Below are 22023 nucleotides of genomic sequence, written 5' to 3'. Positions count from 1 at the left end.
ACATGATTAGCTAGAAGTGAGGAGGACCAATAAATGCAGGTCAGACAATTAGCGGAAATGCTCGGTGTAAGCCCCGATACGGTGCGGTACTACACACGAATTGGCTTGTTAGAACCGAAAAAGTCGATTGACAATGGTTACAAATTTTATAGCCCAAACGATCAAAACCGTCTGCGTTTTATCTTGAGCGCAAGGGATTTAGGTTTTTCAGTAGATGACATTAAGCAGATTTTTCATAAAGCGGACGAGGGAGAGTCTCCTTGTCCAACGGTTAGGCGATTAATAGACAACCGCCTACATGAAACTGAACAACGTTTTCAAGATACATTGAGACTCAGAGCAAGAATGCACGTCGCAGTCGAAAGTTGGGGTGATAAACCAGATAAACGACCAAGTGGAAATGTTATTTGTCACTTGATAGATGATTTCAACAAGATGCCAGAGTGAATGTTTTTAAATATGAGGATTTATGAATACTGATAGCCACAAAGAAGGTGCGGGAAGTCCCCACAAATGTTGCCAAACCGAATCAGAACAGCCCAACGTTAAAACGGCTAGTCACTCTAAGACCTTGGAATCGACTGCGACAGGAAACGAAATGATCGAACATGAGTTAATAATTGACGGTGCTAGTTGTGCTAGTTGTGTGAGTAAAATTGAAAAAGCTTTGCTGTCAGTGTCTGGCGTGCATTCAGCAGAGATGAACTTCGCTCAACGAACCGTGCAAGTCAAAACAAATGTGGATGTAACCACATTAATTCAAGCGGTAGAAAAGGCTGGCTATAACGCCAAGGTATCAACTAGCGGGTCCGAAGAGGAAGCGTTAGATGAAAAAGAGCAAGCCGATTGGCAGTATTATAAAAAGCTAATGCGAGATATGACGCTTGCTTTGGTGCTTGGTGTGCCTTTAATGATTTACAGTTTGGTTGTCGGTGAAATGACCGTGAATACTGACACAGAGAGGTTAGTCTGGCTGATAATTGGCTTGCTTACACTGGGTGTTATGGTGTTTGCGGGTAAACATTTTTACAACGGAGCTTGGAATTCATTTAAAAATCATTCCGCTAATATGGACACATTGATTGCATTGGGTACCGGTACTGCCTGGTTATATTCCATGGTGGTGGTGTTTGCTCCAGAAATTGTTCCTTTAATGGCTCGGCATGTCTATTTTGAAGCCACTGCCATGATTATTGGTTTGATTAATTTAGGTTTGGCGCTTGAAGTAAAGGCAAGAGGAAAAACCTCTGAGGCTATCAAACGTTTGATTGGCCTTCAGGCAAAAACGGCCAGAGTTATCAGGGATGATAAAGACATCGATATTCCTATAGAAGACGTACTTTTGAACGACTTAATCCGAGTCCGTCCCGGTGAAAGAATATCTGTTGATGGCGATGTGGTTGAAGGGCATACCTCAATCGACGAATCTATGCTTACCGGTGAACCTATGCCCGTGGAAAAATCTAAGGGTGGGCAGGTGGTTGCAGGCACTATCAACAAATCAGGTTCAATCGTTTTTAAGGCCACCAGAGTAGGTAAAGATACTGCACTGGCGCAGATTATCAATATGGTTAAGCGTGCGCAAAATTCAAAACCCCCAATAGGGCGGCTGGCCGATGTTATATCTGCATACTTTGTACCTGTTGTAATGATTATCGCGGTGTTGAGTGCACTGGTGTGGTTGAATTTTGGTCCTTCACCCGCTATCGCCTATGCCATGGTATCCGCGACGACTGTGTTGATTATTGCTTGCCCATGCGCATTAGGGCTGGCTACGCCGATGTCAGTGATGGTCGGAGTAGGCAAAGCAGCCGAAGCGGGCGTTTTAATCCGTAACGGTGAGGCCTTACAGACAGCATCCAAGATCACTACCATGGTACTCGACAAGACAGGCACGATAACGGAAGGGGCACCTAAGGTAACGGATATTATCGTTGCCGGTTCGCAAACTGAAGATGAAATTTTACTGTTAGTCGCCAGTCTGGAGGCAGGTTCGGAACATCCTCTGGCCATGGCAATTGTTGAATCTGCGGCAGATAAGGGGATTTCCCCTAAAAAAGTCACTGACTTTGCCTCACTCTCGGGCATGGGTGTAGAAGCAACGTTGCAAAACAAAAAACTGTTGTTTGGTAATGAAAAATTGATGAAACAGCAGGGCATTGCAATCGATAAGTTCGTAGACAAGGCTCAACAACTGGCAGCAGAGGCTAAAACGCCTATGTATTTTGCCGTTGATGCAGAGTTAGCTGCTGTCATTGCCGTAGCAGATCCAATTAAATCGGACTCGATTGAAGCTATTAAGCGTCTTCAGAATAATGGGATCCGCGTTGTTATGTTAACCGGTGACAATCGAATGACCGCCCATGCAGTAGCTGGCAAAGTGGGGATCACTGATTTTGTGGCTGAAGTGATGCCAGAAGACAAAGCCAAAAAAGTCGCTGAATACCAAGCCAATGGCGAAATAGTTGGCATGACCGGCGACGGCATAAATGATGCCCCAGCGCTGGCTCATGCCAATGTAGGCTTTGCCATTGGAACCGGTACTGATGTGGCCATTGAGAGTGCAGATATCACGCTTATGCGCGGCTCTTTGCATGGTTTAGCCGATGCCATAGCCGTCAGTAAAGCCACCCTTACCAATATAAAGCAAAACCTGTTTGGCGCGTTTATTTACAACATTGCAGGCGTTCCTTTTGCAGCAGGCGTCCTCTATCCCTTTTTTGGTCTTTTACTGAGTCCAGTTATTGCAGGTGCAGCCATGGCGTTTTCATCCCTTACTGTGGTGACCAATGCCAATCGTTTGCGTTTTTTTAAAGCAAAAGAACATTAGGAGTTTGAAATTATGATGTGGATTAACGTAGCTGGATTCGGATTGATACTGCTCATTGTCTGGTGGTTTTGGATGTACAAACCACCCAACGTGGCTATGCAAGATGGAGCGATTGATATAGTCGTTAAAGATGGAGTATATCAACCGTCAACTATCAAAATAGCGGCTAATAAAGACACTGCGATCACTTTTACAAGAGTAGATGCGTCCTCTTGTTCTGAGACATTACTTATCCCTGATTTGGATATTAATGCCACCTTACCGTTAAACAAAAAAGTGAGTGTCAGCATACCCGCCGCATTACCTGGACGTTATCCATTTCACTGCCAAATGAAAATGTACCTAGGCGAGTTAATCGTCGAGTAATGCGGGCGCAAAGCCCACTCAACTGGCGATGTGATGCCTGATGCAAACACAAAAATAGGAGAATAAAATATGAGCGATTTAGATCACAGAGTAGGGGTGACAGAAGCAAATTTGGTACTTCGTCATCTAAAACTTTGCAACACCGATGAAGCCAATATTAGCGCCATTGTTCGTGATATTGACGCGACTTTTGGTATTGATGCCGTTTCATTCGAACAAGCCAAACAAACATTGCACATAGGTTATGACGCCACGCATTGTGAGCTGGACAGCATAGAAAACATAATAAAAACACATGGTGCTGATATTTCACACGATTGGTGGACAAACTTAAAAGAAGGCTATTACCAGTTTGTTGATGAAAACATCAGAGATAACGCTAAACATAAGCCTTGGAGCTGTCATGCCAGTCCTCAAGTGAATCACTCGAAGCACAAGAAAACGAGGATATGACATGACTAGCTGTCAGATCCAATTGAAATATACATTAAATTTACAGGGCTATTAATTAAAGGAAAAACTCATGGGCGGATTATTTACGCTATTGATTTACGCAGGACTATTTTACCTTTTTATGCGCTTTGGTTGTGGCGCACATATGACCCATGGCCATCATCACGGCCATGAAAAACCTAAAGATAAAGAAATTTTTATTGATCCGGTTTGCGGAAAACAAGTCGCGGATGATGAGGGGTACGGAGAGTTAGTTGACAAAAAATTGTTTCGTTTTTGCTCTAAAACGTGTTTAGAAAAGTTTGATGAAAATAAAGCCGAATTGAGTAAAAAGCCAAACACATTACTAGTAAACGAGGGACAACAGCATGAAGCATAAAATATCACTTTTCGCTTTTGGGCATGCAACGAGCTTATTTTTACTTATGAGTTTTAGCGTCTGTGTAGGGTTTGGTCTGCTGTTTCCTGAGCAAGCTATGTATGAAGTCTGGTTAAAACTACTACCTGGATTTGAATGGATAAGCTGGAAAAGCTTTTTCATAGGCGCATTAGAAAGTTACGCATACGGCTGGTTTATCGCACTGATTTGGGTGCCTCTCTATAACTTCTTTGGAAGTAAGGCGAAATAATATGAACGAACAAATAGCACATTCAGGGATGTGGGTAATAGCGCTAATCATAATCGTGCTTGTCTCATGGTATATGTATAAATATTTGGCCCCTTCGTCTTGGCACGAATGGGCGGGGGCAGGGGTGGTACAAGCTTTTATTATTGCGCTATATGCAGAAATGTATGGATTTCCATTAACGATTTACTTACTTGCACGTTTTGGTGGTCTTGACCGAACCGGACTCAATGCCAATCTGTGGTCTTCTTTGATGGGGATGGGTGAAACGGGGATGATGATCTCAATGATTTTGGGCTACGTTTTGCTATTCATTGGCATCGGGATCTTTTTTCAAGGCTGGCGTCAGGTACATCGAGCCAGAAAAGAGAATAAATTGGTGACCGATGGGCTTTATGCCTTGGCACGGCATCCACAATACACGGGGTTATTTATTGCCTTGTTTGGTGAAGGCGTAGTGCATTGGCCAACACTTTTTTCTGTCGGATTATTACCGGTTATTATCTTTATCTATTACCGACTGTCCAAACGCGAGGAATTAGCAGTAATAAAAGAATTTGGTGAGGAATATATCGAATATCAAAAACGAGTACCGATGTTTATCCCTCGCGTATCGCAATGGAAGTCTTTTATCGCTCAATCGAGATAATTACGAAAGTGGAGGTTGAAGCGCCATGCCACTTACTTCAGTCACTATTGGTGAACACATTTTATGGAGGGGCACTACTGCTTCTTTGTAATGTAAATATTCAACCTGTCTAAGTTGTCGCCAGCTTTATGCTGACAGTGCTTGAAAATTCTATTTTACGGGCGTGTCCTCACAGGCAACTAATGCACATCCATTTAGTTGTGCCAGCGCATCGACATAGTAATAGCAATGTCGCTGAAATTGGCACCGAAACAATTTATTAGGAGATTTCCATGGCACAAGAACTACAAAAATTACCGGATATAAAAGTTTCACCTAAAACTATCACTTTGGGCGTTATCACCGCGATCATACTTTATATTGGATTCAGCAGTTACTACACAGTGTCTGCCGAATCAGTTGGCGTGTTGCAACGCTTTGGACACTATCATCAGATTCTTGACCCGGGACTTCATTGGAAAATTCCGTTTGGTGTAGACACAGTAATACAGGTGCCTATCAAGCGTCAGTTGAAAGAAGAGTTTGGTTTTGGAACACCCGGAGCTACCTTTGTGAATCAAGTGGCATCTAAGCAACAATGGAATTTAGAAACGACAATTGTCACAGGCGATTTGAACACTGCACAAGTGGAGTGGGTGATTCAGTTTCGAATTGAGAACGCCTTCGACTTTTTATTTAAAGTGCGAGACCCAGGTGAAGCACTACGAGATATTTCTGAGTCGGTAATGCGCGAAGTTGTCGGGGATCGCACAGTGGACGAAGTACTGACCGTTGGACGCCAAGAAATAGAAACGAATGCACAAATTCAAATGCAGGAGGTCGTTAATCTATATGAAATGGGATTACGCATTGACCAAGTGCAACTTAAAAATGTTAATCCTCCCGACCCAGTTCAATCATCTTTCGATGAAGTGAATGAGGCTCAACAGGAACGAGAAAGAATGATCAATGTCGCCCATGGGGAGTACAACAAAGCTGTGCCACGGGCAAGAGGTAAAGCGGATCAAAACATCCAAGCAGCACAAGGTTATGCCATTCAAAGGGTAAATCAAGCACAAGGCGATGCTTCCAAATTTAATGCTTTGCTTACCGAATATGTTAAAGCCCCCGAAGTGACCGAACGCCGCTTGTACTTAGAAACGATGGCGGAAGTGCTACCACAGGTTGAACAAAAAATCGTTCTGGATGTGAAAGCTGGAAACGTACTGCCATTGCTAAACCTAAATCGTCAACAAGGAAACCAATAATGAAAAAGCTACTAATCACATTAGCAGTGTCAGTTTTTCTAGGGATAATTGTATTAGTTCAATCCCTCTACAAGATCGATGAAACAGAACAAGTCATCATCACACAATTTGGCAAGCCTATTGGCGAAGTCATTTCAGATGCAGGGTTAAAGCTAAAAGTACCGTTTATTCAAACCGTCAATCGAATTGAAAAACGTATCTTACTTTGGGATGGAGCGGCCAACGATATGCCGACTAAAGATAAGCTCTATATTACTGTCGATACATTCGGGCGATGGAGAATAAAAGATCCGTTACAATATTTTTTACGACTTCGAGATGAACGTAGCGCACTTTCTAGGCTGGAAGACATACTTGGCAGTGAGACACGAAATGCTGTTGCTAAACATGAACTCATAGAAATTATCCGCACTACAAAGGATCGAAAACCAGCGGTAGATCCTTTATTAGAAAATGCAAACATCAGCACGCTTCTTCCTATTACCCGTGGCCGTCGTCAAGTCGAACAGGATATTTATGCCGCAGCATCAAATAAACTCTTGGAATTTGGCATTGAGCTTTTGGATATTCGATTTAAACGGATCAATTATAACGAAAGTGTTCGCCAGAAAATCTATCAACGCATGATCAGTGAGCGACAACAAATTGCTGAACGTTTTCGTTCAGAGGGGGCAGGTGAAGCCAATAAAATAATTGGAAATATGGAGAAAGATCTTCGCGAAATAGAGTCGGTGGCATATAAAACCATACAAACAATTCAAGGTGATGCAGACGCTAAGGCCACTGAAATCTATGCTAATTCATATAACAAGTCCAAAGAATCACGTTCGCTGTACAACTTCGTAAAAACCCTAAAAACGTACCAGACTATTATTGATAAAAAAACCACCCTTGTACTGACGACCGACAGTGCGCTTTACAAACTCCTAAGTGATGGAAAAACGGTTGTCGAAAAATGAATCTCCACCTCATTATATTTAGTGAACCTTTGATAGAGAAAGTGAAGTGGATAAAACAGAAGCATTTGAATGGAACTTATATGAATGAGGGTGTTTTTTTATGACCGATAACATGCCAGGTCTTTCTATTGCGGCTACCCTATCCTCCGGACCTGATTCGATTGAGCTACTCAACAGTGAATGTTTTTGCATTAGCCTTGATACCAAAGCGCTAAAACAAGCGTTGGAGTCTGAAATTGGTCAACCTGGCCTATTTGATTTAATTCAGCAGCGTTGCCCTTATTTGTTCGCTACGCGCCCCGTTTTTGTCTCAAAGGCCAACATGGCACGCATGGAGCAAGTTGTTCATGCTATAGAGTCAGTTGTGGCATTGCCGGCCTATCGTGAAGAAATCTTAGGTGAATCGCCGCACATTGCGAACCATAATCCAGGTGGCGCTAAGGGGGTATTTTTCGGTTACGACTTTCATGTCACTGAAGGCGGCTTTGGACTGATCGAGATCAACACTAATGCGGGGGGAGCCATGCTCAACGCAGTATTGGCAAGGGCGCACCGGGCATGCTGTCCGGCAATCGATAAAATGCTGCCAGCGCAAAACAAGTCTAGCGTCCTTGAAGATGAAATTGTAGCGATGTTCCGTCAAGAATGGTCTCTATCAGGTCATGAACGAGCGTTGCGTAGCATAGCTATCGTTGATGAGAACCCCACACAACAGTATCTATATCCAGAATTTTTGCTCTTTCAGCAACTATTTCAAAGACACGGATTAGAGGTTGTGATTGCAGACCCCAGTGAGTTCACCTTGCATGAAGGTGTGCTTAAACACGGCAAGATGAATATCGACTTGGTATACAACCGACTGACAGATTTTTCCCTTAGTGAGCCTGCCAGCGCTACATTGCGAGAGGCTTATCTGCAAAACGCTATTGTGCTCACGCCCAATCCGCAGGCGCACGCTCTGTTTGCGGACAAACGTAACCTTGTGTTGCTTAGTGATCCTATACGGCTACAGGCATTGGGGTTGCCAAAGGCCACACAAGATATTTTGCTTGCGGCGATCCCTCACACTGAAATTGTGCTACCCGAAAACGCGGAGCGACTTTGGCAAAAGCGCCGAGGACTATTTTTCAAGCCTTTCGCTGGGTTTGGCGGTCGAGCTGCCTACCGTGGCGACAAGTTAACTAAGCGTGTCTGGAAGGAAATCCTCGCAGGCGGTTATATAGCACAAGCTTTGGTGGTACCCGGTAGTCGGGTTATTTCGGATAACGAACCTGCACAAGTTCTCAAATTTGATTTGCGAAACTATACCTATGACGACAAGGTGCAATGGGTCGCTGCACGCTTGTATCAGGGACAGACGACCAATTTTCGTACCCTCGATGGCGGTTTTGCACCGGTCTACGAAGGGCCAATTGACCCTAGTGAAATAATTTGTTCAATCACGCCCGCATCGGACATTGAGTTCCCCCATATTGACGGTCCCAACGACATTGGTGATCACAACGACGCCTGTTGCCCCGAATCGATTGTGCAACATGAAACCCGATTGTTTTTAATAGAAGAAGACACAGTAAAGCCACTCGTACATGACTACTACCTTGCGCTCGTTCGAGGCAAGTCCACAGCGCCAGAGTTTGCCGGTCGTTGTTTCATTTTAGTCGATTGGTATTTACGACTTGTATGTTGCCAACCGGAAACCGTTGTTAATGAAACCTGTAGTTGGTTGGTATTCGATGCACAAGGTAGGCTGGACTTTAACGCAGCTCATGAAATTGATGTTGAAACAGTACCAACAGAAGCGCATTGGGCGCAATTAAAGGAATTGGTATTCGGTGCAGCAGTGGTAAGTGACAGCAAATAAATTAACCCACAGGCGGCTCAATATGCTTATTCAGGAGAGTACCTTAATTAAATAATTTGAGCCGATGGCGTTTGTAAAACTAATTTAAGTAAACATTTTCATTCAATTTCCTATGGGGTATCCGACATATGGATCATAAACATAAACACAACGAACAGGGCAAAGAGTCAATCTCACTTACTAGTGCAGTTGCAATGGGAACTGGCGTTATGATTGGTGCCGGTATTTTTGCGCTAACAGGCCAAGTAGCCGAATTAGCCGGACCTTTTTTTCCATTTGCTTTTATTGTCGGCGCTATTATTGCCGGATTCAGTGCTTACAGTTATATAAAAATGTCCAATGCATGGCCATCATCCGGTGGTGTTGCGATGATTTTACAAAAGTCCTATGGCACTGGCGCGATTGCCGCTGGCGCGGCTTTATTGATGGCACTGTCCATGGTCATTGCGGAAAGCCTTGTTGCTAGAACCTTTGCCTCTTACGTTTTGCGACCTTTCGATATCACTGGTGGTCTATTGGTGCCCATCATATCTGTTGGCGTCATACTTTTTGCATTTGCCGTCAATATGGCTGGAAATCGGTCGGTTGGCTTTTTGTCATCAATTATGGCGGTCATTAAAATTGGTGGTATTTCCCTGTTTGCCATAGCGGCATTGTGGTCGAGTGGATTTCAATTTTCTGCCAACATTGATACGACATCTACCTTTAGTTTAACGGGATTTATAGCTTCAGTGGCACTCACGATTTTAGCTTTTAAAGGTTTTACGACCATCACGAATAGCGGGTCGGAAATCACCAACCCTCATCGAAATATCGGTTTGGCTATCATGATTTCTATTGCACTGTGTGCTGTTGTTTATGTGCTTGTTACATTTGCTGTTGGCTCTAGTCTTTCAATTGAAGAAATTATCTCAGCAAAAGATTACTCGTTGGCAGAAGCGGCAGAGCCAGCTCTTGGTCGCACTGGATTCTATTTAACAATCGTTCTTGCTGCTGTGGCGACATTGTCTGGCGTATTAGCAAGTGTTTTTGCAGTATCGCGCATGTTGGCCATGATGACTGATATGAAAATGATCCCTCACAGCCATTTTGGTATGTCAGGCTCTATTCAAAAACACACACTTGTATATGCCGTGGTAATTGCGTCACTACTTGCCGTATTCTTTGATATCGGAAGGATCGCTTCACTCGGCGCTTTTTTATACATAGTAATGGACATGATCATTCAATGGGGTGTTTATCGCTATATGAGAAAGGAAATAAGTGCTTCGTCACCGTTAATATTGATGGCGTTAACTTTCGATGCGATCGTTCTAACGGCTCTTACAATGTATAAAATAAACACAGATCCGCTCATCGTTGTTTATTCAGCGGTTGCTATTGTTAGCATATTTTCATACGAGCGCTTTTACTTGTCTAAGTGGTACGGTAAAGGCTCAACTGAAACATCTGAGTAGTTAGAGTAGTAATCAAACAATTAGCGAAGATAAATACGATTAAACTTAGGGATATCACTATACAAGTTGAAACAATTAGAGACGTACTTAATTGGACTGTTACATTTCATAAAAACTTAAAGGACTGCTTAAAACACTGTTCTGAACAAAATAAAGATGAGCGGGCGCAAATGACCCTTAACTACTTGTCTGATCACGAAGCGAGTTTAGAGCGCATTGTGCAGGGGTTTATCAATACTGCTGATAAAAAAGCATTGAATATGTGGTGTTATGACTATATCGAAAACCCCCCCTTTATTGAGCATGGTCATTGCGACTCACCTTTTAAAGAATTAGATATGACGCACATTATGGAAAAAACAGTAAACCATCACGAGCAAGTGATTGAGTTGTACACTCATATTTATTCTCGTGTCGATATAGACAGCGCCAAAGAGTTGCTCGATACGATAAAAGATCTGGAAGAAAATGAAATTAAACGAATGGTACAAGGGGTAAATCGGTTTTCAGACATGTAATTGAATGGGAAGCTGGCAATGCTCATTGAGCAAGTGACTTTGTTGCCATTAATTAGCTGATAAAATTATCAGCTAATTAATGGCATTTACGGGTCCGCGTTATTCAACAATAGGATTGAACATTTTTTTCTGATCGTTTAATGCGTTTGAGCCGCTCTTTTTCTGTTAATATTTGAGTCTCACTATTATCATTATCACGTGTTCTTATTCTTTGGCCACTTTGATAAAGATCTAGATTTTTGCGCGCGATTGCACAATTAATTTTATTTGTTTGTGCTGTTTTTGATGATTCTATTTGCATATTTCTAGCACTTTCTCTTTCTTTGATATATTTCTTAATATTTTCCATCCGTTCCTTGTTGTTTTCTTCTTTTGGAGGCATTGAAATCGGGATTGACACCTGAATTTTTTCTACCTTAAAATTATTATTTTTGCCTTCAGGTGGGAATTGGGACAAATGGATTATTCCAGAGTCATCCGTCCATCTGTATATTTGCATAGTTTGAGTGGCAGCAATTGCGCTCAACGGGTTAATCAAAATAAAAAACAACAAATAACGAACAATCATAAATTATTTATTCCTTAAGAAAATGTGCCGAGGTTAAATTAACTTTAATTAAGATCACATCGTTTATCTTTTGAATCATCTGCTAGTGATAGCATATAGTTCACAAAGTCCCAAACTTGGTTTTATCCTTGCGTATATTTCCAAACCATCATGACGAAGACGTTTCTAGTGACGGTTTGGTTAAAATGTCTTTTCATCTTTGAAAACATTTCTAATTGTTTTTTGAATCTCTACATATTTCGTCTACAAACTCAAATTCCAACGTTGTATGTTCAAGATGAAACGGGCTTAGTCGTGTTGATATTTCATGCTTTATCGCAATATATTCCTGTTGATCAAAATAATGGTTCACTACTAAATGAGCAGTAAGTACATGCCTTTCACCATCAAGTGACCACAAATGAAAATGATGAATGTCTTCAATAGACGTCAATGTTGATAATTCATTTCTTATTTTTTCTTGCATGGCTTGTTCTGGTGTTGCCTGCAAAAATAGACGTATTGCAGTGCGGAGGTTTTTTAAGACATTAAAAAGAATAAATAACGTAAATCCGATTGAAAGTATGGGATCAAGTATTGGCAGTTCGATAAACATTAAGACAATAGCGACAATTAGCACAGCTACCCAACCTAAAACGTCTTCCAGTAAATGCCAATTAAGTACACGTTCGTTTAATGTTTTCCCGTCACTTAATTTGAAGGCAGCATAACCATTAACAGTCACCCCTAATATCGCTAACCACAGCATGCCTTGTGCATCAGGCATCTCTGGCGATAACAATCGAGGGAATGAAATGGTTAACACCCAAATTGACCCCGCTACTAAGACAACGCCGTTAATAAGCGCACCAAGTAAAGAAAAACGGTGGTAGCCGTAACTAAACGTTTCATCATGGTTTTTCTTGCTGAGTTTATTTAATCCCCAAGCGAGACCGATGGATAAACTATCTCCTAAATCGTGAACCGCATCCGCCATTATTGCAGTACTGTTGGTTAACCAGCCGCCAATAAATTCGATAATAGTAAAACAAACATTTAATATAAATGCCCAGCCAATACGACTTGAAGACATATCTTTAGGAATATGACTGTGTCCATGGCTAGCTGGGTGTTGATGTAAATTGTCGGACATGACTTTCTCCTATAAATTGATATCCCGCAGCGAATACCTACGGGATATCTAGTTAAAGCAAACCGTTATATTTACTTTAACCAAGTAGAACTACCTTCTCATTTCTTCAATCCGACCTTTAGAAAACCAACCATAAAGTACGGGGAGTACAAATAAAGTAAGGAAGGTCGCGGTGACCAAGCCACCCACAATGACGGTCGCTAATGGTCGTTGTATCTCAGAGCCTACACCACTTGACATGATAATAGGTATCAAACCAAGGGCGGAAGTAATCGCTGTCATCAGTACTGGACGAAGCCTTGATACAGCGCCTTCGTAAACGGCTTTGGCAATACTTTCCGTACCTGTTTCAATGCGTAAATTAATCGCTTCAACCATAACCACACCATTAAGAACAGCAACACCAAATAAGGTAATAAAACCAATCGAGCTAGGTACAGATAGGTATTGACCAGAAATATATAAGGCGACAATCCCACCAATCATAGCTAAAGGTAAATTAACGAGGATGAGCATGGCTTGACCAACACTGGTAAAAGCAAAATATAACAACAACGCAATAATGCCAATAGAAAGTGGAACAACAATAGCGAGGCGTTGCTGTGCTCGTTGTTGATTTTCAAATTGACCACCTATATCAACAGAATAACCGGGAGGTAAATCAACCTTACTTGCAATTGCTTCTCGAATATCTTTTACGACACTCCCCATATCTCGGCCTTGCACATTGGCTTGAATAACGACGCGTCGCTGGACATCATCTCGGCGTACCTGAGGTGGCCCTGATTCAATAGCAATATCAGCAACATCACTCAATCTCACCCATGCACCTGTTGGGGCTTGTAGTCGTAAATCAGCAATAGTTTGTTGCTGATTTCTAAACTCTTTGGCTATTCGCAGGTAAATGTCATAACGCTCATTTCCATTAATGACTTGTCCTACTTCGTGGCCACCAATACCATTACGCACTAATCTCATCACATCACCAACCGATAAACCGTATCGAGATAATTGACGACGGTTTGGTCTAACGACTAACTGAGATTCACCTGCTATTGGCTCCATAGCGACATCCCTTGCACCATCAACACCTTGAATAGCATTAACTATAGCTTGGCCTTGCTGAGCAAGGACATCGAGATCAGCACCAAATAGTTTTATGGCTAACTGCGCTTTAACACCAGAAAGTAATTCATCTACTCTTGTTGCTATAGGTTGAGAAAAATTCAGTAGTAAACCTGGAAATTGCTCAAGCTTTACTTCCATCAAACCTTGAAGTTCATGGCGTGTTTTAGCACTGGTCCACTCTACAACTGGTTTGAGACCAATATAGATTTCAATGTTACTGACCGGCTCTGGATCGCCACCAATTTCTGCTCGGCCAATACGACTGGTAGCATAAATTACTTCAGGAAATTCAAGTAATATTTTTTCCAATTTAGGTGAAACTGAAAGGGCAGTCGCTAAACTGGTTGAAGGGGCCATGGTTACACGTAAATTAATAGTGCCTTCTTCAAGCTCTGGCACAAATTCAGTGCCTAAATTTGGCACTAAAAATAACGTACCAACAAGCAAGGCTCCAGACCCGATAAGAACTACTTTTTTGGCGTTCATCGCTTTTGTTAAACTACTGCGGTAAAGCTTTTCTAGCACACTAACGAAAGGGCTGGTTCGTGCTTTAAAACCTCGTTGAAACAGGTAACTGGCTAACGCAGGTACAACAATGAGTGATACGGCTAAAGACGCCACCATAGCAATCATAATACTAATCGCCATGGGTTGAAATAGTTTGCCTTCAACGCCTTCTAAGCTAAACAAAGGCGCAAAAACCACCATAATAATGGTTACTGCAAAAAATACAGGCTTAGCGACTTCTCTAGCGGCAATTTGTATACGCAAACTTACATCGATATCTTTTTCGACATCAAAAGGGTTCTCACTGTCATGCGTTCCTTCATGACGACGGTCTGGCTGACTGAGATGTTTGAAAATATTTTCCATCATAACCACCGCACCATCTACCATCATCCCTATAGCGACCGCTAAACCACCCAGTGACATTAAATTCGCAGACAAGCCATTGTAAGCCATAATCATTAATGCCATACCAACAGAAAGCGGGATAGAAATAAGTACCAGTAAAACTGCGCGGATATTCAGTAAGAAAAGCACCAGCACAATAACAATAAAGACAAAAGCCAAAATCAATGCCTGCGAAACTGTACTGACGGCTTTTTCAATGAGGTCTGCTTGATCATAAATAGGTTCAAACGTCACTCCTTTTGGTAGGGCTTGTTGGATGAGCGGTATTCTGTCTTTTATGCCATCAATGGCAACTTTGGTATTTGCGCCCATACGTTTCAAAACAATACCCGATACAACTTCACCTAGAAATTTGCTTCCGTTAGCACCGACACGTTTTGTCATCGTGACCGCGCCTTGTCTAATTTCGCTTCCAAACTCAACAGTTGCCACATCAGCAAGATAAACAACAGTACCTTCAATTGTTTTAACAGGAATTTGTTTTAGTTCTTCAATACCTTTTTCATCACTACTTAACCAACCAACGCCTCTAATAATAAGTTGCTCTTGGCCTCTATCCATATACCAGCCACCCGCATTGTCATTATTATCATCCAATGCATTAGCAATATCTTGTTGAGTTAATTGGTAAGCAAGCAAGCGAGAAGGATTAACATTGACTTGATATTGTTTAACATTTCCACCAAAGGCTAAGACATCAGTTACTCCGTCTACTGGCATTAATAATAATTTAACCACCCAATCATTTAGACTTCGAAGTGACGTACTGTCATAACCAGAGTCTTCATCAGCGAGTAGTAAATATTGATATACCTGCCCCAAACCAGAGGTGTTTGGACCAATTTCAGGTGTTCCAACACCTTCAGGTATTAATTCTTTTGCTGATTGCAATCGCTCAAAAACCAATTGACGAGCAAAATAAATATCAGTGCCTTCCTTGAAGACAACCGTAATACCAGACAAACCTGTTTTGGAAATAGAGCGTACTTCTTCAACATCAGGTAAGGCATACATTACCGCTTCGATAGGAAAGGTAATGAGTTGTTCTACTTCTTCTGAAGCCAAACCTGGGGCTTCAGTATTTATGGCTACTTGCACGTTGGTCACATCTGGAAATGCATCCAAATTCAAACGTGGAATAGTAAAAAAGGCCGAAGCCGTTAACGCAACCAAGGCAAGTATCACCAATAATCGGTTAGCGACAGACCAGTCAATCAAACGATTTAACATGTGTTAGTTCTCCAATTATCAATAAATTAATGGTTATGTGCGTCAAAACTGCCTTTGGCAATTTCCGCGGCAACATAAAAAGCACCAGTTGTGACAATTTTTGAGCCTGCTGGCAAACCATGAATTTCACGCAATATTCCAAGTTGTCGTCCCAATTCGATTTCAACACCTTTAAATTCGCCATTTTCTTCAACAAAAACCATCCAATCACCATCACTACCTCGCATTAATGCTTCTTCAGGTACAGCCAGGACCTTTTTGTCAGTTTCAAGGGAAAAATAGACATCGGCAAATAATCCTGGATGAAGCTTATGATCGTCGTTTTGAACCAGTAAACGTACTATGCGCGTGCGAGTCACTGGATCGATGGTGTGAGCTTGTTGAGTAACTGTGGCTAGATATGTATTATTACCGACTTTAATTTGCGCTTTCGAATTTTCACGTAAGTCTAAGTCCATTAATGGAGCTAAACGTGCTTCAACCCATAACGTGCTCTCATCAGCTAAATCAAATAAAGTGCCGCCTGATTCGATGCGTTGGCCTTGACGAAAATCATCAGACAATACAGCGCCAGAAGTCTCTGCGTTTAAAGTGTATTGACCCAGTTTATTAGTGTTGGTAGCCAAAGAGGTAATAGCGTCTGTGGATAAACCAAACGCATACAAACGCCCTAAGTTAGCCTCATAATCGGTCTGAGATTTTATAAAACGTTTATCACCTACCGCTTTTCGACCCAGTTTTTGAACCCTTTTCCATTCTGAATCAGCGAGTCTATAACTGGCTTGCGCCTCAGCCATTGACTCACTAAACAAGGTAACCAAGGGCTGATTAATTTCAACATGATCGCCTAGAGCAACATGGCGTTTTAGGATGACGGAGTCGACTCTTGGTGAGACTAAATAACTGGTATAGTCATTCGCTTTTATCTCGCCTTGCGAATAAATACTGAAAGACATCGCCTGAGGCTCTAACACGGTTAGGCTAATTCCTGCTAAATTCAACTGTTTCTTTGAAAGTTTAACTCCTGCACCTTCTTCTTCGTGTTCATTTTCGTCTTCATGCCCATGCCCATCGTCTTTTTCTTCTTCATGCCCATGCCCATCATCTTTTTCTTCTTCGTGTCCATGCTCATCATCTTTTTCTTCTTCATGCCCATGTCCGTCATCTTGTTCTTCTTCAATATGTTCTTTACTCTGACTTTCGGCTTTATGTTTTTCGGTTTTCTCAGCCGATTGAACATTTGCAATTGTTGCAGTGCTTATGGTTGTTATTCCACAAAATAGTGCGGCTATCGTTATTAATTTAATTTGCTTATTCATATGTTTTTCCAAAATTTGTTCATTGACTATTAATTATTGAGAGGGCCTTTGAATTTCAAGGCTGAGATAATTGCTGGAGCGCAGCTTTTATTTGTCCCACTTGTAATAGCCAATTTATTTGATTTAGTTGAAATTGACTTTGTAATTCAATGCCAGCATTAAGACCTTCAGCACGCTGTTGTAATGCAAGTAAATACTCGGTAGTGCTCACATCACCACTTTGCCATTGCTTTTGCAGTAAATCGCCACTACGTTTTCCTCTTCCACCCATCAATTGTTGCCATCGTTGATAGCTTTTTTGATAAGTGACTAAAGTGTCGGTACTTGATTGGATAGCAAATTGTTGCTTGCGCATAACGGAACGAAAATTGGCTTCGGCAGCTAATGCTTGTTGATTTGCAGCCCGAGCTTGTGCTGAAAAATTGTTGCGAATGTTCAGAGGCATTGAAAACGTTACACCAAGCACATTTTCTCGTTGATTTTTACCAATATTCATACCGATAGTAGGGTCCGCTTTAGTCTCCAATAATGCCAGTTGCGCTTCACTTTTAGTAATTTGCCATTGTGCTTTTGCCGCTAAGACTAAGGGATGTTGTTCAAGCCATTGAGGTGAAATTTGAATATTGGTAATAGTTAAACCTTGCGCAGGTAAAACCTCTTTATTCGGCGTCCAATCTCGTAGTAACTCTTTGGTTTGGGCTTCCGCTTGTTTTAATTGAACTTGTGCTTTTGCGGTAACATTCAACATTTGAGATAAACTTAAAAAAGTAAGTTCGGCATCTACTTGTCCAAGATCACCTGCTTTTTGACGCTCCTTAACTAGATCAAGTAAGGTTTCTAACTGCTTTTCTTGTTCTTGGGCTATAACAGCTTGTTTTTTAGCTGCTTGCCAAGTAACTAACGCTTGTAAAGCTTGCGCTGTCTTTTCTTGAACAAGAAAGTCAAAGTGTTTGCTTGCTTGGGTTAAGCTAAAGTTAGCTTGTTGCTCTTTCGTTTCTCGCTTATCCCACCAATCAATAGTTTGACTAACACCAATTGAATAATTATTACCGTCACCTTCTCGTTCATAACCAGTCTCTAGTTCAGGATTATAAAGCGGCTGCTTGTTTCCTTCCGCATTTGAAAAAACAGCATTCATTTCTTCTTTGGCAGCAATAATATCGGGATGCTTGTTTACTTGCATTGACAGCCAAGACGTCGATGTTGGTTGTGCATTTACTCTTTGTATATTAATTAACATAGCTAAAGACATACCGACGCATAGCACAGCGCCAATATTTTTTTGAAAAAATATTTTCATAAATTAAACTCATATTTATTTAGATAGTGTTAACTGACGACAGTAAAATCGTAAGTAGACACGAATATAAAGGTGCTCAGCTAAACTGAGCGATTCAAATAGAGTTAACTTATAGGGGGGATTATTGGGTTATCAGAGTATGCATTAGCATATTGAAATGAATATAGGTATTGATGAGTTACGAGTTTATCGTGATCAATACTAGCTTTAGTTTGAGTCAACCATTGAGAATGAAACCCATGGCAGTGTCCACAGTGATGACAGTTCTCAAAACTATGTTCACCTTCTATTGGTAATTCGTTATCAATTATTTGGCGATCAGATTCATGAGAATGTTCAGTTTGGATATGTTGTACATCTAATTCATGCGTTTCTTGTGAATTTGCAATAGCTACAAACGATTGTATTACAATCGCAAACGCTAATATTAAATTCAGAAACTTATTTTTCAAAGAGATAACCTTTAAATGCATAAAAAATTATTAGAACATTTCTTACAAAATTCGTCAATTTTTTTCGAATAAGAGTATTAAAAATTAACTTTAGATTAATGGGTTTATAACGTACACCTCTTTGTGCTTTTGAACTAAATAATTAAAACACGAGAAAGTAGTAATGAGTAAAAATTCAGCCCACTGTACGGTCGATCGATTAGTCTATACAAGGTTTTGAGCTGTTAACTGCTAATAATTTGATGCTAGTTTAACTAGATCTCAGATTAATAAACCAACGGCACTTATTTTATCAATAATGCAAAAATTCGTTTTTTACACTGTCAATATCAATTACACGAATGGACATTCACTCTTTGGGAACTCGACTTTTTTTTGATAGTTGCCTTTTCAATTCCCATTGATCTAGAGGGTGTAATGGACCTATAGGACAACAATGTTCTTTAGTTCGAATTCCAGTTAATAAAGTATAAAGATGGTGTAATGCACGCATCTCACAACCGGGTGTTGCAATAGCAGCAGATAACAAAAAAGAAAAACCTAAATGACAATAAATGTAAATCAGCCACAAGAAAATACTGTTAGCAAGAATTTGCGTTTCAAGCTTTCCATAACTTAAGTAACTGTACATGCCAAACAATGCAAACACTAGCAAACTGCCAATCATAGGGTATTTTTTCCAATCCCGTGACCAGCCAATATTGATAACGTAATTGACTAACAGCAATGACGGGAATACACCGTTCCATAGTAAGGGGTGGATACCATTAGTATCAATAATCAAAGGCCACATTTTAATGAGGTTATAAAGATACCAACCACATAAAGCGCCAAATATCACACGAACCAAGCGGCCTAAAGGACCGGGGGGATGAAGGGAGCCTGATTCTTCCAATTTAAGTTTCGTGGTTGACACTTTTATACTCCTTATTTGACCAACTTGAATAAGATAGCAGGCTATATTCCTTCAGGATAGCAAGCGTTCTATCTCCTAAGTTCTAGGCTAATTCCCCTGAGGCATTAATTTGTTTGGCGACAATATCCAAATAATTTTTTCTTTGCTGAACTTTAGTATTCAATGTACTGAGTAGATCTTGAGAGGCACCCTGCTCATTAGTATTGATGGCAATTAACAAGGGTTTGTTATCGATAATAAGTAGACCGGCAGCTCTGACTGCCCAGATAAATCTAAGACGTTTTAAAGCACTTAAGTCATAAAGGCCATAGCCTAATTTCGTTTTCTTTTTACTGTGTAATAAATTTTCTATAACGTAATTCCTGCCAGTGTGAACCGTTGTTTGGGCGGCGTTCGTCAATTGAGAAATACTCAAAGGAAAAGTTAACAATTCATCATTGGCATGAATGAATCCGTTAAAGTCAGGTATTACATTGTGAAAAAAATTTTCTAGTCCAGCAATATTTTCAATTTTTGGGGAATTATTAGCCATTACCCGTTCCTAATTTGAGATTGTAATTGGACGCAGCATTTAGCGATAATAGCGGCAGTAAGGTAAATAAACGCTACGTTTTTTACCTTACTGCAAATGCAATTATTTTTAACCTGCACAGCAGCTTAGGTCTTTAACATCCTTATTAAACGTTTGTGCACACAATTTCAAACCTTCTACCATCGTTAAATAAGGGAATAGTTGACCTGCAAGTTCTTCTACTGTCATGTTGTTATGAATGGCTAACGCTGCACTTTGAATTATTTCACCACCTTCGTGGGCAAGTATTTGAGCACCTAGTATTGTACCCGTTGATTTATCAGCAACCAGTTTGATAAAACCATCGATTTCAAAATTAGCTAATGCTCTTGGCACATTTTCCATGTCTAGAACACGGGTAATTACCTCGTGCCCATTAGTTTGGGCTTGCTCTTCCGTTAAGCCAACGGTGGCAACTTGTGGGTCGGTGAAAATTACGGCAGGCATGGTAGATAAATCAAGCTGAGCGTCTCCACCGGTCATGTTTATACCCGCACGGCTGCCCGCTGCGGCGGCAACGTAAACAAATTGCGGCATGTTAGAGCAATCACCGGCTGCATAGATATTGGCCGTTGATGTTTCCATTTTGTCATTGACGATAATGGCACCAAGTTTGTCTGTTTCCACGCTCACGTTTTCCAAACCAAGCTTAGCGGTATTTGCGTGGCGACCTGTTGCCACAAGTAACTTGTCAGCTGTTAATATTCCCCGATTAGTATCTAATGTAAATAATTCTCCATCATAACTAACGTGACTTGCTTGAGTATGATCGAGCACCGTAATGCCTTCTTTCTCGAAACATTCATTAAGTTTTTCACCTATTAACGGATCTTCTGCATACAATAAGGTATGGCGCGCTAATACGGTAACGTTGCTGCCTAAGCGACGGTACGCTTGTGCGATTTCCAAGGCAATAACCGATGAGCCAATTACCACCAGACTTCCGGGTAGCTCATGGGTAAACAAAGACTCGGTAGATGTCCAATAAGGCGTGGCAGTTAAGCCCGCAATTAGTGGAATACTGGGCGTCGAGCCGGTGGCAATTAATATACGGTCTGCGCGCAGCTCTTCTTCAGAGCCATCTGCTTTATTGATAATTAAGGTGTTTTCGTTTTTGAATCGTGCATAGCCTTTTAGTAAGGTTAATGCAGGATTTGATTCTAAAATACTGGTGTATTTGGCAGCGCGCAACTCCTCAACACGTGCGCTTTGTTGGTACGCCAACAAAGAACGGCTAATTTGAGGGTGACTATTTTCAAGGCCGTCAAATGGGTTGCTGCGTTGTTGATGGGCTAATTGAGCAGCCCGAATAAGTATTTTGGAAGGTACACATCCTACATTCACGCAACAACCACCAATAACATCAGCCCCTTCTATAATAGTGACTCTCGCACCACCTTCCGCCGCTTTTATCGCACTGGCAAAGGCCCCTGAGCCGCTACCGATAATGGCGACATGTAATTGTGTTGATTGCGTCTCATTAGATGATGCGCAACAATCTTCATTTGTCGTATCTGACATTCTAT

21 protein-coding genes are annotated in these 22023 nt (G+C 41.2%); 12 read left to right on the top strand and 9 right to left on the bottom strand.

Annotated elements, in window-relative coordinates; all coding sequences use genetic code 11:
* Positions 1-33 precede the first annotated feature (33 nt).
* The 12 genes from GARC_RS12280 to GARC_RS12225 all read left to right on the top strand — a co-directional run bounded on the left by GARC_RS12280 (position 34) and on the right by GARC_RS12225 (position 10966).
* A complete protein-coding gene (locus GARC_RS12280) occupies positions 34-447 on the top strand; it encodes a MerR family transcriptional regulator (RefSeq protein ID WP_007620433.1) in 414 nt (137 codons plus the stop codon).
* Between the two features lie 151 nt (positions 448-598).
* On the top strand, positions 599-2830 hold the full coding sequence (locus tag GARC_RS12275; RefSeq protein WP_007620432.1) for a heavy metal translocating P-type ATPase: 2232 nt from the start codon (positions 599-601) through the stop codon (positions 2828-2830).
* Positions 2831-2842: 12 nt separating this feature from the next.
* On the top strand, positions 2843-3196 hold the full coding sequence (locus tag GARC_RS12270; RefSeq protein ID WP_081587544.1) for a cupredoxin domain-containing protein: 354 nt from the start codon (positions 2843-2845) through the stop codon (positions 3194-3196).
* A gap of 69 nt (positions 3197-3265) precedes the next feature.
* On the top strand, positions 3266-3649 hold the full coding sequence (locus GARC_RS12265) for a hypothetical protein (protein WP_007620430.1): 384 nt from the start codon (positions 3266-3268) through the stop codon (positions 3647-3649).
* A gap of 70 nt (positions 3650-3719) precedes the next feature.
* Positions 3720-4028 carry a hypothetical protein gene (locus tag GARC_RS12260; RefSeq protein WP_007620429.1) on the top strand — a complete coding sequence of 103 codons (309 nt, stop codon included), beginning with the start codon at positions 3720-3722 and terminating at the stop codon, positions 4026-4028.
* Positions 4018-4278, top strand: coding sequence for a DUF5676 family membrane protein (locus GARC_RS12255; protein ID WP_039989493.1), 261 nt, complete (start codon positions 4018-4020; stop codon positions 4276-4278). The genes GARC_RS12260 and GARC_RS12255 overlap by 11 nt, the downstream gene beginning before the upstream one ends.
* Positions 4279-4363: 85 nt before the next feature.
* Entirely contained in the window at positions 4364-4924 is a 561-nt protein-coding gene (locus GARC_RS12250) for a methyltransferase family protein (protein ID WP_226989135.1), read from the top strand.
* Positions 4925-5196: 272 nt separating this feature from the next.
* Entirely contained in the window at positions 5197-6171 is a 975-nt protein-coding gene (hflK, locus tag GARC_RS12245) for an FtsH protease activity modulator HflK (protein WP_007620416.1), read from the top strand.
* Positions 6171-7130: a protease modulator HflC gene (gene hflC, locus GARC_RS12240; RefSeq protein ID WP_007620415.1), complete on the top strand. Its 960-nt coding sequence runs from the start codon at positions 6171-6173 to the stop codon at positions 7128-7130. Before hflK ends, hflC begins: the two co-directional genes overlap by 1 nt.
* A 580-nt stretch (positions 7131-7710) precedes the next feature.
* The gene (locus GARC_RS12235; RefSeq protein WP_226989134.1) at positions 7711-8991 is read left to right on the top strand and encodes a hypothetical protein; all 1281 of its coding nucleotides are present in this window, start codon (positions 7711-7713) and stop codon (positions 8989-8991) included.
* Between the two features lie 128 nt (positions 8992-9119).
* On the top strand, positions 9120-10448 hold the full coding sequence (locus GARC_RS12230) for an APC family permease (protein WP_007620412.1): 1329 nt from the start codon (positions 9120-9122) through the stop codon (positions 10446-10448).
* A 170-nt stretch (positions 10449-10618) separates the two neighbouring features.
* The gene (locus tag GARC_RS12225; protein WP_007620410.1) at positions 10619-10966 is read left to right on the top strand and encodes a hypothetical protein; all 348 of its coding nucleotides are present in this window, start codon (positions 10619-10621) and stop codon (positions 10964-10966) included.
* A gap of 103 nt (positions 10967-11069) precedes the next feature.
* Here GARC_RS12225 and GARC_RS12220 read toward each other — a convergent pair whose 3' ends face one another.
* The 9 genes from GARC_RS12220 to merA all read right to left on the bottom strand — a co-directional run bounded on the left by GARC_RS12220 (position 11070) and on the right by merA (position 22018).
* Positions 11070-11534 (bottom strand): DUF4124 domain-containing protein, encoded by a 465-nt coding sequence (locus tag GARC_RS12220; protein ID WP_007620408.1) that lies wholly within the window; start codon positions 11532-11534, stop codon positions 11070-11072.
* 211 nt (positions 11535-11745) lie between these two features.
* Positions 11746-12666 carry a cation diffusion facilitator family transporter gene (locus GARC_RS12215; RefSeq protein WP_007620407.1) on the bottom strand — a complete coding sequence of 307 codons (921 nt, stop codon included), beginning with the start codon at positions 12664-12666 and terminating at the stop codon, positions 11746-11748.
* Positions 12667-12756: 90 nt separating this feature from the next.
* On the bottom strand, positions 12757-15939 hold the full coding sequence (locus GARC_RS12210; protein WP_007620397.1) for an efflux RND transporter permease subunit: 3183 nt from the start codon (positions 15937-15939) through the stop codon (positions 12757-12759).
* A 26-nt stretch (positions 15940-15965) separates the two neighbouring features.
* On the bottom strand, positions 15966-17258 hold the full coding sequence (locus tag GARC_RS12205; RefSeq protein WP_007620395.1) for an efflux RND transporter periplasmic adaptor subunit: 1293 nt from the start codon (positions 17256-17258) through the stop codon (positions 15966-15968).
* Positions 17259-17313: 55 nt separating this feature from the next.
* Positions 17314-18558 carry a TolC family protein gene (locus GARC_RS12200; RefSeq protein ID WP_007620393.1) on the bottom strand — a complete coding sequence of 415 codons (1245 nt, stop codon included), beginning with the start codon at positions 18556-18558 and terminating at the stop codon, positions 17314-17316.
* 104 nt (positions 18559-18662) lie between these two features.
* Entirely contained in the window at positions 18663-19010 is a 348-nt protein-coding gene (locus tag GARC_RS12195; protein ID WP_039989491.1) for a hypothetical protein, read from the bottom strand.
* A gap of 349 nt (positions 19011-19359) precedes the next feature.
* Positions 19360-19926 (bottom strand): hypothetical protein, encoded by a 567-nt coding sequence (locus GARC_RS12190; RefSeq protein ID WP_007620389.1) that lies wholly within the window; start codon positions 19924-19926, stop codon positions 19360-19362.
* 82 nt (positions 19927-20008) lie between these two features.
* A complete protein-coding gene (locus tag GARC_RS12185) occupies positions 20009-20458 on the bottom strand; it encodes a MerR family transcriptional regulator (protein WP_007620387.1) in 450 nt (149 codons plus the stop codon).
* Positions 20459-20566: 108 nt separating this feature from the next.
* The gene (merA, locus tag GARC_RS12180; protein WP_007620385.1) at positions 20567-22018 is read right to left on the bottom strand and encodes a mercury(II) reductase; all 1452 of its coding nucleotides are present in this window, start codon (positions 22016-22018) and stop codon (positions 20567-20569) included.
* Between the last annotated feature and the right edge of the window lie 5 nt (positions 22019-22023).

The sequence above is a fragment of the Paraglaciecola arctica BSs20135 genome (assembly GCF_000314995.1).
Classification (GTDB): Bacteria; Pseudomonadota; Gammaproteobacteria; order Enterobacterales; family Alteromonadaceae; genus Paraglaciecola; species Paraglaciecola arctica.
This window is presented reverse-complemented; position numbering and strand designations above follow the sequence as displayed.

Coding starts and splice junctions, on each gene's coding strand:
- GARC_RS12220 (WP_007620408.1), bottom strand. CDS start 11,534: ATGATTGTTCGTTATTTGTTGTTTTTTATTTTGATTAACCCGTTGAGC.
- GARC_RS12185 (WP_007620387.1), bottom strand. CDS start 20,458: ATGGCTAATAATTCCCCAAAAATTGAAAATATTGCTGGACTAGAAAAT.
- GARC_RS12255 (WP_039989493.1), top strand. CDS start 4,018: ATGAAGCATAAAATATCACTTTTCGCTTTTGGGCATGCAACGAGCTTA.
- GARC_RS12205 (WP_007620395.1), bottom strand. CDS start 17,258: ATGAATAAGCAAATTAAATTAATAACGATAGCCGCACTATTTTGTGGA.
- hflK (WP_007620416.1), top strand. CDS start 5,197: ATGGCACAAGAACTACAAAAATTACCGGATATAAAAGTTTCACCTAAA.
- GARC_RS12270 (WP_081587544.1), top strand. CDS start 2,843: ATGATGTGGATTAACGTAGCTGGATTCGGATTGATACTGCTCATTGTC.
- GARC_RS12225 (WP_007620410.1), top strand. CDS start 10,619: ATGACCCTTAACTACTTGTCTGATCACGAAGCGAGTTTAGAGCGCATT.
- GARC_RS12275 (WP_007620432.1), top strand. CDS start 599: ATGATCGAACATGAGTTAATAATTGACGGTGCTAGTTGTGCTAGTTGT.
- GARC_RS12260 (WP_007620429.1), top strand. CDS start 3,720: ATGGGCGGATTATTTACGCTATTGATTTACGCAGGACTATTTTACCTT.
- GARC_RS12200 (WP_007620393.1), bottom strand. CDS start 18,558: ATGAAAATATTTTTTCAAAAAAATATTGGCGCTGTGCTATGCGTCGGT.
- GARC_RS12230 (WP_007620412.1), top strand. CDS start 9,120: ATGGATCATAAACATAAACACAACGAACAGGGCAAAGAGTCAATCTCA.
- GARC_RS12280 (WP_007620433.1), top strand. CDS start 34: ATGCAGGTCAGACAATTAGCGGAAATGCTCGGTGTAAGCCCCGATACG.
- hflC (WP_007620415.1), top strand. CDS start 6,171: ATGAAAAAGCTACTAATCACATTAGCAGTGTCAGTTTTTCTAGGGATA.
- GARC_RS12235 (WP_226989134.1), top strand. CDS start 7,711: ATGCTGCCAGCGCAAAACAAGTCTAGCGTCCTTGAAGATGAAATTGTA.
- GARC_RS12265 (WP_007620430.1), top strand. CDS start 3,266: ATGAGCGATTTAGATCACAGAGTAGGGGTGACAGAAGCAAATTTGGTA.
- merA (WP_007620385.1), bottom strand. CDS start 22,018: ATGTCAGATACGACAAATGAAGATTGTTGCGCATCATCTAATGAGACG.
- GARC_RS12215 (WP_007620407.1), bottom strand. CDS start 12,666: ATGTCCGACAATTTACATCAACACCCAGCTAGCCATGGACACAGTCAT.
- GARC_RS12210 (WP_007620397.1), bottom strand. CDS start 15,939: ATGTTAAATCGTTTGATTGACTGGTCTGTCGCTAACCGATTATTGGTG.